Origin of the sequence: Pseudomonas cichorii (assembly GCF_015471405.1) — a bacterium.
Classification (GTDB): domain Bacteria; phylum Pseudomonadota; class Gammaproteobacteria; order Pseudomonadales; family Pseudomonadaceae; genus Aquipseudomonas; species Aquipseudomonas serbiensis.
This window is the reverse complement of sequence record NZ_BLVZ01000008.1, coordinates 193254-206405: the sequence shown is the minus strand read 5'-3', so window position 1 is coordinate 206405 and position 13152 is coordinate 193254. Positions and strand designations below refer to the sequence as shown.

Genomic DNA, 13152 nt, shown 5'->3' with positions numbered 1-13152 from the left:
CTCAAATGACGTGCGGCCAGGGCCGCAGCATCTACCCAAACGGATTATGGGAAAGCAATTGAGATTGATTTTGAGAGGGGAAGTTCCGGTATCGACGCGCCCGTGAGGGGCGCGCCGATCAACGGCGTCAGGCTTGGGCAGGGCGCAGGGAGTAGGTTTTCAGCTGGTCTGCAAAGTCGCGAAGTGACTGGATACCACTGGCCTCGGCCTCCTGAACCCAATCCTTGATGGCACTGAGCATGTCATGGCCGTTGCTGCTGGTCTTGAGCCAGATCTGTTGCAGAGCCAGACGCTTCTCGTAGATGACTTTCAGGGCATGGCTGTGTTCGAGCATGGCCTGGATGCGTATGTGATGCTTGTCTTCCAGCAGGCTGGTCTCCCGGGAAAGCAGGCGTTTGGCGCGGTGGAACTGATGACGAACCGATGCATCGGCCTTGGCCAGTTCCTGTGCTACCAGCGGGCCGATGACCAGCTTGCGGTACTGGGCCATGATCTGGAAGCGGTTGTTGAGGATCGCCATGGCGGTGTCCATGTCCATGTGGCCCTTGCCTTCGACCCGGTGGGCAATCGGCGCGACCCGCTGGACCTTGGCCAGACGCAGTGCGCTGAACAGCTTGATCCAGGCCCAGCCCATGTCGAACTCCCATGGCTTGACCGACAGCTTGGCCGAGTTGGGATAGGTGTGGTGGTTGTTGTGCAGTTCTTCGCCACCGATCACGATACCCCACGGCACCAGATTGGTTGCCGCATCCCGGCACTCGAAATTGCGATAGCCCACGGCATGGCCCAGACCGTTGACCACGCCAGCGGCCCAGAACGGAATCCACATCATCTGCACGGCCCAGACGGTGATGCCGAGTACACCGAACAGCGCCAGGTCGATAACGGCCATCAGGGCAATACCCAGCATCTTGTAGCGCGAATACATATTGCGCTCGATCCAGTCTTCGGGGCAGTTCTTGCCGTAGATACGCAAGGTGTCCTGATTCTGCGCTTCGGCACGGTACAGTTCCGCACCCTTGCGCAGGACAGTGGACAGCCCCTTGACGACCGGGCTGTGTGGGTCATCGACGGTTTCGCATTTTGCGTGGTGTTTGCGGTGGATGGCAGTCCACTCGCGGGTGTTCTGCGCAGTGGTCAGCCACAGCCAGAAGCGGAAGAAGTGTTTGAGCCCGGCGTTGAGTTCCAGGGAGCGATGAGCGGAGTAGCGATGCAGGTAAACCGTAACGCCGACGATGGTCACGTGGGTCATTACCAGCGTGACTGCTATTAACTGCCAGACGGAAAGGTCGAGCAAACCGTTGTACCACATAGGCTGTTTGGCCCTCGTAGAGACACGTGTGAAGAAAAAAGTAACAGAGCGCATTATCACTTAGCCTTCACAGAAAACCAGTCGCTCTTTTAGATAAGAGTCGCAGGATGTTTCTTGCTTTATAATCCGGCCATTTTGTAAGGTTTTATGCATTCTTATGACCAATTCTTCTTATGAAGCCCTGCGGACAGCCATTTTGTATGGGGTGTGCTCTCTTCTGTGGTTTGTGGCGTGTGATTATCTCCTGCCCCATTTGATCGAAGAACCGGCTCAATTGGTCTTCTGGCAGCGGACAGGGGGTTACCTCTGGGTTGTCCTCAGTGCGGCCATGATTTTTATCGTTCGTGGACGATTGCTCCGGTTCATGGGCGTCGATGCGCAGTTGCGTCGTCAGCAGGAGGAAGATCAGGAGCGTTTGCGGCTGGCTTCGGCGGTGTTCGACAGCACCCGCGAAGGGGTATTGGTGACCGATGAAAAGGGGCTGATCGTTCATGTGAATCGCGCCTTCATGGAAATCACCGGTTATCAGGCCGAGGAAGTACTGGGCTTCAACCCGAGCAAGTTCAAGTCGGGTCGCCACGGCCCCGAGTTTTATCGGCAGATGTATCGTTCCATCCTCAGCGCCGGGCAATGGAGCGGAGAAATCTGGAACCGGCGCAAAAGCGGCGACATTTATCCTCAGTGGCAGAGTATCCGTGGCATCAAGGATCAGGATGGCCAGATCAGGCATTTCGTGGCGGTGTTCTCGGACATCACGGCCATCAAGCGTTCCGAGCAGGAGCTGACCCAGCTTGCTCACTACGATGGCCTTACGCAATTGCCTAATCGCCTGCTGTTCAGCGACCGCGCCACTCAGGCGTTGGCCCATGCCCGCTCCAGCAAGCGTGGCTGCGCATTGCTGCTCATCGACCTCGACCATTTCAAGAACATCAATGACAGCCTGGGCCACAGCGTTGGCGATCAGGTGCTCCAGGCAGTGGCTGAACGCCTCAAGAGTCTGTTCGATAGCGAATTGACCCTGGCGCGGCTTGGCGGCGACGAGTTCGCGCTGCTGGTGAAAAACTGTCAGCAGGCCGTGCAGGCGGCAGCCTTGGCGCAACAGATCATCGACAGCTTCAAGAAGCCTTTTCTGCTCGACGAGCATGAGTTGTTCATCACCGCCAGTATTGGCATCAGCCTGTTTCCCAGTGATGCGTTGACGGTTGTGCAATTGTTGCGCAACGCAGACTCTGCCTTGTTCAAGGCCAAGAGCGACGGGCGTGAAGGCTATGCGCTTTATACCGAAGAACTCACGGCGCATGCCCAGCAGCGGGTCGAACTGGCCAGTGAGTTGCACCGGGCCATCGAGCAGAAGGAACTGCGGGTGTTCTACCAGCCGATCCATGACCTGGAGAACAGCCATATCAAGGGCGTCGAAGCCCTTGTGCGTTGGGAGCATCCAAGGCGTGGCATGGTTTCGCCGGGAGAGTTCATCCCGATTGCCGAGCAAAGCGGGCTGATCGCCGATATCGATGCCTGGGTGTTGAATACGGCCTGCAGGCAGATGCGTGTCTGGCTGGAGGAGGGCGTGAACCTGTCATTTGTTGCGGTGAATATCTCCAGCCGGCTGTTCAGCCATGGTGATCTGGACTTGCGAGTGGCCCAGGTGCTGCGCGATACCGGGCTGGACCCTGCCTTTCTGGAGCTGGAGGTCACTGAAAGCGCGGTGATGGACGACCCCGAGCAGGCGATCGAACAACTGCATCGATTGCGCAATCTGGGGCTGAGCCTGGCCATCGATGATTTCGGCACGGGTTATTCGTCGCTCCTGCGGCTCAAGCGCATGCCGGTCCAGAAGCTGAAGATCGATCAGGGCTTTGTCGCCGGTCTCCCAGGCGATGACGACGACATTGCGATTGTGCGCATCATCATCGCTTTGGCCAAGAGCATGGGCATGCGGGTACTGGCCGAAGGGATCGAGCATGCCGAGCAGGCGGGTTTCCTGCTGGAAAATGGCTGTCAGCTTGGGCAGGGCTATTGGTTTGCCCGGCCGATGCCTGCCGAACAGATCGATTGGTTACGAGCGCCGGACTTTCGACAGCCTGTGATCTGAAAGATTTCTGGCTGTGGAATCCAGGCCTGCCGGGGCGTGCAACGCGCTCTGGCTATAGGCTGTAACGCCAAATGACTTTTGGTTATATCTGCATTCTTAAATAGTCTTTTTAAGAATAACTCTGCGTATCTAATATTGTCCCAACGCCACAAGCCATCGCCCCCAGTCGCGACAGGCAGGCCTCTCAAATTTCAAGGAATACGATTATGAGCGCATCTCTACGTAGTGTTGACGGTCAGGACGAAGCAGCAATTCTGCGTGAAATTCAGAGTGCGCTGCGTGACCTGCGTTTTGGCGCCGTCGAAATCACTGTGCATAACGCCCAAGTGGTTCAGATCGAGCGTAAGGAAAAGTTTCGTTTGCAGAACTCCGGCGCCAAGCCGAGCTGATTCCGCACCCGACTGGTTAACCGGAGGGCTTCACTTTGACTCCTGATACACCCGTGAACAGCAGCGCTCCATTCCGAATGCGGTTTTGAAGCGCCAAGAAGAATTCAAAAAAGCCAACACTTAGAATTTCCAGGAGCTCCACCTTATGTCAATTCGCCGTTTTGCCTTGGCTGCTCTGGCCAGCGCTGTTTTTGCAGGTTCCGCTGTTGCAAAGGATTATGAATTGCTCAACGTGTCCTATGATCCGACACGCGAGCTGTATCAGGAATACAACGCAGAATTCGCCAGCTACTGGAAAAAAGCTCACCCGGACGACACCGTCACCGTCAAGCAGTCCCATGGCGGTTCGGGCAAGCAAGGTCGTGCGGTCATCGACGGTCTGCGCGCTGACGTCGTGACCCTGGCTCTGGCCGGTGACATCGACGAAATCGCCAAGCTGGGCAAGACCCTGCCAGAGAACTGGCAGACTCGCCTGCCGGATGCCAGCACTCCTTACACCTCGACCATCGTGTTCCTGGTCCGCAAGGGCAACCCTAAAGGCATCAAGGATTGGGGCGACCTGATCAAGCCGGGCGTCTCGGTCATCACTCCGAACCCTAAAACCAGCGGCGGTGCGCGCTGGAACTTCCTGGCGGCCTGGGCCTATGGTCTGAAATCCGGTGGTAGCGAAGCCAAGGCCAAGGAATACGTGCAGACTCTGTTCAAGCACGTGCCGATTCTGGATACCGGCGCTCGCGGTTCGACCATTACCTTCGTCAACAACGGTCAGGGTGATGTGTTGCTGGCCTGGGAAAACGAAGCCTTCCTGGCTCTGAAGGAAGACGGTGGCAACGACAAGTTCGATATCGTCGTACCTTCCCTGTCGATCCTGGCCGAGCCGCCTGTCGCGGTCGTCGACAAGAACGCCGAGAAGAAGGGCAACACCGAAATCGCTACCGAGTACCTGAAGCACCTGTACAGCAAGGCAGGTCAGGAGATCGCAGCCAAGAACTTCTACCGTCCACGTGACCCGGAAGTTGCCGCCAAGTATGAGAAGCAATTCCCGAAACTGGAGCTGGTAACTATCGACAAAGACTTTGGCGGCTGGAAAACTGCGCAGCCGAAATTTTTCAATGACGGCGGTGTGTTCGACCAGATCTACCAAGCGCAGTAATCTGTGCAACCAGGCGGTACTGCCCCAAAAGCAGTGCCGTCCAGGACACGTTCATTAGCCCGGATTCGTTTCCGGGCTTTGTGCAAGCGGAACCAAGGACTTTTATGTCGCGTCGTATCTCCCCCGTCATACCCGGCTTCGGGCTGACGCTGGGCTACACCTTGGTGTACCTCAGTCTGATTGTGCTTATACCGCTGGCGGCCATGTTTGTTCATGCCGCGCAGCTCACCTGGGATCAGTTCTGGAACATCATCACCGCTCCGCGCGTGATAGCGGCCTTGAAGCTGAGTTTCGGTACAGCGTTCTACGCAGCCTTGATCAACGGCGTCATCGGTACGCTGCTGGCCTGGGTGCTGGTGCGTTATACCTTCCCCGGTCGCAAGATCATCGATGCGATGATCGATCTGCCGTTCGCTCTCCCAACCGCCGTTGCCGGTATCGCGCTGACCGCGCTTTACGCACCCAATGGTCTGGTCGGGCAGTTCGCCACGGATCTGGGTTTCAAGATCGCCTACACCCCGTTGGGTATCACCCTGGCGCTGACGTTCGTGACCATGCCGTTTGTGGTGCGTACCGTGCAGCCCGTGCTGGCTGATATTCCCCGTGAGGTCGAAGAAGCGGCTGCCTGTCTGGGCGCTCGCCCGTTGCAGGTGTTTCGCTACATCCTGGTGCCAGCCTTGTTGCCCGCGTGGCTGACCGGGTTTGCCCTGGCTTTTGCCCGTGGTGTCGGTGAGTACGGCTCGGTGATTTTCATCGCCGGTAACATGCCGATGAAAACCGAAATCCTGCCGCTGTTGATCATGGTCAAGCTCGACCAGTATGACTACACCGGCGCGACGGCTATCGGCGTGATGATGCTGGTGGTTTCCTTCATTCTGTTGCTGCTGATCAACTTGTTGCAGCGGCGCATCGAAACCCCATCCTGAGGAGGCGCGCATGTCTTATTCATCTGTTTCTGCCGCCGCCGATGCCAACGCTGCACGCCGTGGTAATTCCACCGCACGCCGGATTCTGATCGGTCTTGGCTGGCTGATCTTTGCTCTGTTTCTGGGCTTGCCGCTGTTCATCGTGGTGTCTCAGGGGTTGAAGAACGGCCTGGGTGCGTTCTTCTCCGCGATTCTTGAGCCTGATGCGCTGTCGGCCCTCAAGCTGACGGTGATCGCGGTGCTGATCTCGGTTCCGCTCAATCTGGTCTTCGGTGTCAGCGCCGCGTGGTGCGTGAGCAAGTACTCGTTCCGTGGCAAGAGCATTCTGGTGACCCTGATCGACCTGCCGTTTTCGGTATCGCCGGTCATTGCCGGTCTGGTCTATGTATTGATGTTCGGCGCTCAGGGCCTGTTCGGGCCATGGTTACAGGACCACGACATCCAGATCGTTTTTGCCTTGCCGGGCATTGTGCTGGCGACCATTTTCGTGACGGTGCCTTTCGTGGCTCGTGAACTGATCCCGCTGATGCAGGAGCAGGGCACGCAGGAAGAAGAAGCTGCACGTCTGCTGGGCGCCAACGGCTGGCAGATGTTCTGGCACGTTACGGTACCCAATATCAAATGGGGTCTGATCTACGGCGTGGTGCTCTGTACCGCACGGGCCATGGGTGAGTTTGGCGCGGTGTCGGTGGTGTCCGGCCACATCCGCGGCGTAACCAACACCCTGCCGCTGCACGTCGAAATCCTCTACAACGAGTACAACCACGTCGCAGCCTTTGCCGTGGCAAGCTTGTTGCTGATCCTGGCGCTGTTCATCCTGCTGCTCAAGCAGTGGAGCGAATCCCGCATTAACCGTCTGCGCCAAAGCGCGGCGGAGGAATAAATCATGTCGATCGAAGTCCGTAACGTCAGCAAGAACTTCAACGCCTTCAAGGCCCTGAACACCATCAATCTGGATATCCAGAGTGGCGAACTGGTTGCCTTGCTCGGCCCGTCAGGCTGCGGCAAGACCACCTTGTTGCGCATTATTGCCGGTCTGGAAACCCCGGATGCAGGCAGCATCGTTTTTCACGGTGAAGATGTTTCCGGCCACGATGTCCGTGACCGCAATGTCGGTTTCGTATTCCAGCACTATGCGCTGTTCCGGCACATGACCGTGTTCGACAACGTTGCCTTTGGCCTGCGCATGAAGCCCAAGAATCAGCGTCCGAACGAAACCCAGATCGCCGCCAAGGTTCATGAGCTGTTGAACATGGTGCAACTGGACTGGCTGGCCGACCGTTACCCAGAGCAGCTTTCCGGTGGTCAGCGTCAGCGTATCGCCCTGGCGCGTGCCTTGGCGGTGGAGCCCAAGGTGTTGCTGCTGGACGAGCCGTTCGGTGCGCTGGATGCCAAGGTGCGTAAAGAACTGCGTCGCTGGCTGGCGCGCCTGCACGAAGACATCAACCTGACGTCGGTCTTCGTGACCCACGACCAGGAAGAAGCCATGGAAGTGGCGGACCGCATCGTGGTGATGAACAAGGGCGTGATCGAGCAGATCGGTTCGCCGGGCGAGGTTTACGAGGCACCGTCCAACGACTTCGTCTACCACTTCCTCGGCGACTCGAACCGCCTGAGCCTGGGCGACGGTCACGTGCTGTTCCGTCCGCACGAAGTATCGCTGTCACGTCAGGAGCTGGAAGACCACCACGCTGCTGAAGTCCGCGACATTCGTCCGTTGGGCGCCACCACGCGGATAACCCTCAAGGCCGAAGGCCAGAGCGATCTGATTGAGGTTGAAGTGGTGAAGGATCACGACAGCCTGGTAGGTCTGGCGCGTGGCGAGACGTTGTTCTTCAAGCCAAAGGTCTGGCAGAAGGTTTCGGGCGTCTAGTACCCCGGCAGGAGAGAATTCATTCGCGAACTGTTCGCGAATGAATTCGCTCCTACACAGCGTTACACCGCTTCTTTTGGTGTGTTGCGCCGCACCGGTCCGACACGCTCTTCGATGGCATGCTGCAACGGCTTGCGCATCCCGGCCAGAAACGCCAGCTCCGCGACTACGAACAATGGGCCGATGATCAGGCCTGTCACATCGTCGATGAATGCCGGTTTGCGGCCTTCGTAGTAATGGCCGATGAACTGGATGATCCAGCCGATCACAAACAGCCCGACTCCCGCACTCAGCCAGACCATGGTGGTCTGCTGCGCCAGGTTTGCGCCTGCCCAGATGCAAAGCCCGAGCAGGGCCGTCATCACCAGCCCCAGCGCCTTATCAAGCTTGAGATAGAAAATGATCGATGCCAGCGTAACCAGCGCTGCAGGCGATAGCCAGAACCCGCCCACGTCCCAGCCCGGCCGTGACAGCAATACCGCCACAGCCAGCACAATCAGGGGGATTCCTACGAAGTGGGTCACGATATTGCGCGAATCACGGTGATAGGCCGCGTATTGGCTGAGATGATCGACAAGGTTTTTCATTATTATTCCTGCCTGAGACGATTATCGGGTTGAGCTACCGTATCGCTTTTGCAATACGGGCGCTGGTGAAAAAAGGGAGCAAACATGACAAATGGAGCGGGATGGCGGTCACGATTACTGTCCGATTACTGGTTTTCCTATTTACCTGCCGATTTGCAGGATAGCCTGCTTGCCGCCGCTCGGCAGCGTCGCAAGACACCCGGCAAACTGCTGTTTGAAAAGGGCGACCCTCCGTGCGGGCTTTATGTCCTGCTGGAGGGCTCTGTGCGTATGGGGGCTGTTCATGAGCAGCGCTTGTCGCCACGACTGAAGGAAGTCAGGCCGCCCTACTGGTTTGGCGAGGTTTCGCTGTTCGACGGCATGCCCCGCATGCTGGACGCCTACTCGGTGGATCAGACGATCTTCCTGCAGATTCCCCATGAAACACTTGTTGAATGGCTGGGAAAGAACCCACAGCACTGGCGTTATTTTGAGGCACTGCTCAGCCATAAGTTGGGCTTGGCCTTGCCCGGCTCCGAGAAAGTTAAGCAGTTGCCTGCCCGTGCCAGAGTGGCCTGGCGCTTGTTGTTGCTATGCGAGGGATATGGTCATTTGAGCCATGCACGGCGCCTGGTCACACTGGACGATATCCTGGCCACGGACACACTGGCGCTGGCCCGCCCCGACTTGCTGGAAGCGCTCGAAGATCTGCATCAACGCAAGATCGTGCGTCTTGGCGATGAGCATGTGGAAGTCTTCGATGTGGTCGGATTGCGCAAGGCGGCTAATTTCTCGCGGGCCAGGGTGTTGAGTTGACCGAGGCCACTTATCGTCCCAACTCATTTCTATACTGCTCCGGTGTCTGCCCCGTCCAGCGTTTGAAGGCGCGGTTCAGGCTGTCGGTATCGGCAAAACCCAGCAAGTAAGCGGCTTCGCTCAGGGAAACCTGCGGGTCGCTCATGTGCAGCAGGGCCAGGTTCTGGCGGCATTGCTTGAGCAGCAGGTCATAGCGACAACCTTCGTCGGCCAGGTGCCGTTGCAGGCTGCGTGGGCTCAGGTGCAAGGCTTCGGCGATGCTTTCGGCCGAGGGTTCGCCGTCCGGGAGCAGGCTCTCGATGGCTGAGCGTACACGCTGCTCCCAGATCAGTGGCTGGAGTTGTTCGCCGTTATGAGGTGGTTCGCTCAGTTGCGACGGGTTGTCGTCCAGATGGCTGTCGAAGTCGGCGCAGGCAAATACCAGCAGGTTTTCTGTTGCCGAGAAGTGTAGGGGCGCGCGGAAGAAGTCCTGCCATGATTGTGGATTGACGGGGGCGGGCCGCTGCAGGTGGACACTCAGCGGCGCGTAGCTGCGGCCCAGCCGGTTGCGGCAAGTGCGTACATAAATGGCGGCAAAGGCATCCAGCACTTCATGGGCCGGGGCCGCAGAGTCCGTCGGTGCATTGAAGCGGAATTCATAATGTTCACCGACCCGTTTGAAGTCTAGAACCAGCGCATCATTGGCGACCGAGTGGTAACGCACGATACGCTCGAATACCTCGCGTAATGACTCGCTGGCCACCAGGGTGTAGCCCAGGGCATGAAAGGTGGTCGGGCTGACGAAGCGTGAAACCCGCAAGCCCAGCGCCGAATCGCCGCTGGCCTGTACTGCCAGTTGCCAGAGCCGGTTGGTTGCGACGGGTGAGTACTCGGCGTTGGGAGCGTCAATGAGCCGGGGATCGAGCCCGGCTGTCTTGCACAGCGCGAGGCTGTCCAGGCTCAGGGCATCGAGTTGTTTGCGCAGGGCGCGGGTCCAGGTGGTGAGGCTGTTTGACTCGGGCATATGAACGACCCTTCCTGTCATAGGTTGCTGCTCAAGGTCGGGGTAGTGCCGACAGGTACCGATGGCAACTCCTTTGCCCGATACCGATGTCAGAGCATGAAAGCATTTATGACAATTGTGCAAGTGTTCCCTGACTGAATGCATAGCGGTCATATAAGGCACATGAGCATTGCGCTCTCACATCGTCATTCTCTGTAGCTTTGCTGTAACCCGTCGGGTTTATCTTCTCTTGTGAAAGCGATTTTTAGGGGGATCGTCCTTGAGACAGGGGGCGGTCCCTTTTTTTTGCGCTTCATATTCTTTATGGGTATTAATAAATAGCTACTTATTCCTTATCGGATATATGTTTCGTCCCTATACTCGTTCCATGAGTGCCCACATGCAGGAGGCGAACCCATGCATAACGAGTCGATCCGTTACCTGATCGTGCCAGGCTGGCAAGGGTCGCCTGAGGATCATTGGCAAAGTCACTGGCAGGCCAGTCTGCCCAACAGCGCGCGCGTGGAGCAGTACGACTGGCTCAAGCCGCGACGTGAAGACTGGATTGGCGAGTTGCAGCGAATGATTTCTTCGCAGGACACGCCGGTGATCCTGATCGCTCACAGCCTGGGTTGCATCACGGTTGCGCATTGGGCACAACTGGCCCCGCTGGAATCCTTGCGTCAGGTGCATGGTGCGCTGCTGGTGGCTCCGGCCGATGTCGAACGCCCGAACTGCCCTCCGGCCTTGCGTAATTTTGCACCGATCCCCAAAGACCTCCTGCCGTTCCCGACGCAGATCGTCAGCTCTGACAACGACCCTGCCGTCAGCTCCCAGCGCGCCATGGAAATGGCCCGCAACTGGGGCGCCGATGTCGGGTTCCTGAGTCAGGCGGGGCATATCAATGTCAAGTCGGGCCATCAACGCTGGGAACAGGGTTTCGCTTACCTGTACCGCTTGCAGAACCGTTTGGAACAGCACGCACGTCGTCGGGCATGAGTACCGACACCATCATGTTTTCGTCAGGTCATTCGGCCTGCCTGTTTTTTAACGCTTGAGCCTCGCAAGGGCTCAGGCGGGAGTTTGTCATGAGCCTTGAAGCTTTCGGTCAGCCGCTGCTGACTTTTCCCGAAGCGGACAAAAGTCCTCTTAGTATCCGCGCCAAAGCGCTGGTTTTCATCGATCCACGTTCTCGTCAGTTGCGCGAAGAAATGGAACAACTGGCGCCTCGCTCGCTGCCAGTATTGATTCGCGGCGAATCCGGCACCGGCAAGGAATTGCTGGCGCGGCATATTCACCGTGGCAGTGACCGCTCCGGGCTGTTTGTGTCGGTCAACTGCGGTGCCATCAGCCCTTCCTACGCCGATGCAGAGTTGTTCGGCTATGCTGCTGGCGCCCACAGCGTATCGGGCAGTAGCCGTGCCGGCTGGTTCGGATCGGCCAATGGCGGCACCCTGTATCTGGATGAGATCGGTGACTTGCCGCTGCCGATTCAGATCAAGCTGCTGTCGGCTCTGGAAAATCACGAAGTCACCCGTGTTGGTGCTCATCAGCCAAGCCCGGTGGATGTGCGTCTGGTGGCCGCGACCAGTATCGATCTGGCGCAGGCTGTGGAGGCCGGGAAGTTTCACGAGCGGCTTTACCACTACCTGAGCGAAGGACGCCTGGACCTGCCGGCCCTGCGCGAACAGCCCGGCAACATCGTGCCTTTGGCGGAATATTTTGTGGGTATCTACAGCCAGCGCCTGAACCTGCCGGTGCAGTTGCTCAGCGATGAGGCGCAGCTTGCCCTCCAGGCCCATAACTGGCCTGGCAATACACGTGAGCTGGAAAACGTCATTCACTTTGCGCTGCTGGTCAGCAGTGGCGAAGAGATTCTGCCGGAGCATCTGAACCTGCCGCAAAGCACTAACCCGATTGCAGAGGTCGAGCGGCTTGTCGGGCGGATTCTGGTAGATGCCAAAGAGGAACAACTGCTGGCCGTAAAACGCCTGCTGGAACGTATTCAGTTCAAGGATTGAAAAAACGTTCACCTTTGTTTGATCCTGCGCGCCCCTCTGGGGGCGTTTTTTGTTCTATGTGCTGCTGTTTTGATTCATTCAGGCATAAGCACTTACGAAAAAGATATTTTCTTGGAATAAAAAAGCCCGGTAATGTCCATGCCATGCCCCCTGATAGCACTGCATCGGGGGCAACACATTGGTGAGCTGTCGTTTTCCACGACTTTGATTTTCCTAAGGACATTGCATGAAGAAGACCTTGTTGTTGACCGCTCTGGCGGCCGCGCTTTCCATTGGCCTGGCTCAGGCTGGCGAAAAACTGGTGGTCGGTGCTACCCCTGTTCCACACGCTGAAATTCTGAAGCTGATCCAGCCAACCCTGGCCAAGGAAGGCGTGGATCTGGAAATCAAGGAATTCACCGATTACGTGCAGCCTAACGTGCAGCTCAACGAGAAGCGTCTGGACGCCAACTACTTCCAGACCAAGCCTTATCTGGATGGCTTCAACAAAGGCAAGGGCGCCAGACTGGTGACCGGCGTCGGTGTTCACGTTGAACCGTTCGGCGCTTATTCCTCCAAGCACAAGAGCCTGGCGGATCTGCCTGAGGGCGCAACCGTTGCCATTCCGAACGAAGCCAGCAACGGCGGTCGCGCACTCCTTCTGCTGCAAAAGGGCGGCCTGATTACCCTCAAGGAGCCGACCAACGCGCTGTCGACGCTCAAGGACATCGCCACCAACCCGAAAAAACTGAAATTCCGCGAACTGGAATCGGCTTTGCTGCCTCGCTCGCTGAGTCAGGTTGACCTTGCGCTGATCAATACCAACTACGCGCTGGAAGCCAAGCTCAGCCCGCGCAAGGATGCGTTGATCATCGAAGGTTCCGATTCGCCTTACGTGAACTACCTGGTGACCCGCGAAGATAACGCCAACACCGACGCTATCCAGAAGCTGTCCAAAGCACTGACCAGCCCTGAAGTGAAGGAATTCATCCTCAAGAAGTACGATGGCGCGGTATTGCCAGCGTTCTGATTGCCGATCGGGT

The 13152-nt window shown here is 57.5% G+C and carries 13 protein-coding genes; 10 read left to right on the top strand and 3 right to left on the bottom strand.

Annotated features, from left to right (window positions below; translation table 11 throughout):
• Positions 1 to 127: 127 nt before the first annotated feature.
• Positions 128 to 1312: a delta-9 fatty acid desaturase DesA gene (gene desA / locus JL015_RS14570; RefSeq protein WP_201018935.1), complete on the bottom strand. Its 1185-nt coding sequence runs from the start codon at positions 1310 to 1312 to the stop codon at positions 128 to 130.
• A gap of 157 nt (positions 1313 to 1469) precedes the next feature.
• On the opposite strand from desA, the gene dibA reads away from it, so the two are divergent.
• The 6 genes from dibA (at position 1470) to JL015_RS14540 (ending at position 7745) form a co-directional block, all read left to right on the top strand.
• Entirely contained in the window at positions 1470 to 3404 is a 1935-nt protein-coding gene (gene dibA / locus JL015_RS14565; RefSeq protein ID WP_201018934.1) for a phosphodiesterase DibA, read from the top strand.
• Between the two features lie 206 nt (positions 3405 to 3610).
• Entirely contained in the window at positions 3611 to 3793 is a 183-nt protein-coding gene (oscA, locus tag JL015_RS14560; protein WP_025258055.1) for a sulfur starvation response protein OscA, read from the top strand.
• A gap of 145 nt (positions 3794 to 3938) precedes the next feature.
• On the top strand, positions 3939 to 4946 hold the full coding sequence (locus JL015_RS14555) for a sulfate ABC transporter substrate-binding protein (RefSeq protein WP_117182586.1): 1008 nt from the start codon (positions 3939 to 3941) through the stop codon (positions 4944 to 4946).
• 104 nt (positions 4947 to 5050) lie between these two features.
• A complete protein-coding gene (cysT, locus tag JL015_RS14550) occupies positions 5051 to 5872 on the top strand; it encodes a sulfate ABC transporter permease subunit CysT (protein ID WP_117163651.1) in 822 nt (273 codons plus the stop codon).
• Between the two features lie 10 nt (positions 5873 to 5882).
• Positions 5883 to 6755, top strand: coding sequence for a sulfate ABC transporter permease subunit CysW (gene cysW, locus JL015_RS14545; protein WP_025258058.1), 873 nt, complete (start codon positions 5883 to 5885; stop codon positions 6753 to 6755).
• A 3-nt stretch (positions 6756 to 6758) separates the two neighbouring features.
• Positions 6759 to 7745, top strand: coding sequence for a sulfate/molybdate ABC transporter ATP-binding protein (locus tag JL015_RS14540; RefSeq protein WP_201018933.1), 987 nt, complete (start codon positions 6759 to 6761; stop codon positions 7743 to 7745).
• Positions 7746 to 7807: 62 nt separating this feature from the next.
• Here the strand turns inward: JL015_RS14540 and JL015_RS14535 are convergent, their stop codons facing one another.
• On the bottom strand, positions 7808 to 8332 hold the full coding sequence (locus JL015_RS14535) for an Mpo1 family 2-hydroxy fatty acid dioxygenase (RefSeq protein ID WP_201018932.1): 525 nt from the start codon (positions 8330 to 8332) through the stop codon (positions 7808 to 7810).
• Positions 8333 to 8416: 84 nt separating this feature from the next.
• On the opposite strand from JL015_RS14535, the gene JL015_RS14530 reads away from it, so the two are divergent.
• Positions 8417 to 9127, top strand: coding sequence for a Crp/Fnr family transcriptional regulator (locus JL015_RS14530; protein ID WP_201018931.1), 711 nt, complete (start codon positions 8417 to 8419; stop codon positions 9125 to 9127).
• 10 nt (positions 9128 to 9137) lie between these two features.
• Here JL015_RS14530 and JL015_RS14525 read toward each other — a convergent pair whose 3' ends face one another.
• A complete protein-coding gene (locus JL015_RS14525) occupies positions 9138 to 10130 on the bottom strand; it encodes an AraC family transcriptional regulator (RefSeq protein ID WP_201018930.1) in 993 nt (330 codons plus the stop codon).
• Between the two features lie 396 nt (positions 10131 to 10526).
• Here JL015_RS14525 and JL015_RS14520 point away from each other — a divergent pair, with 396 nt between their 5' ends.
• The 3 genes from JL015_RS14520 (at position 10527) to JL015_RS14510 (ending at position 13139) form a co-directional block, all read left to right on the top strand.
• Positions 10527 to 11108 (top strand): alpha/beta hydrolase, encoded by a 582-nt coding sequence (locus tag JL015_RS14520; RefSeq protein ID WP_201018929.1) that lies wholly within the window; start codon positions 10527 to 10529, stop codon positions 11106 to 11108.
• An 89-nt stretch (positions 11109 to 11197) separates the two neighbouring features.
• On the top strand, positions 11198 to 12130 hold the full coding sequence (locus JL015_RS14515; protein ID WP_201018928.1) for a sigma 54-interacting transcriptional regulator: 933 nt from the start codon (positions 11198 to 11200) through the stop codon (positions 12128 to 12130).
• A gap of 226 nt (positions 12131 to 12356) precedes the next feature.
• Positions 12357 to 13139: a MetQ/NlpA family ABC transporter substrate-binding protein gene (locus JL015_RS14510; protein ID WP_201018927.1), complete on the top strand. Its 783-nt coding sequence runs from the start codon at positions 12357 to 12359 to the stop codon at positions 13137 to 13139.
• Positions 13140 to 13152: the final 13 nt, after the last annotated feature.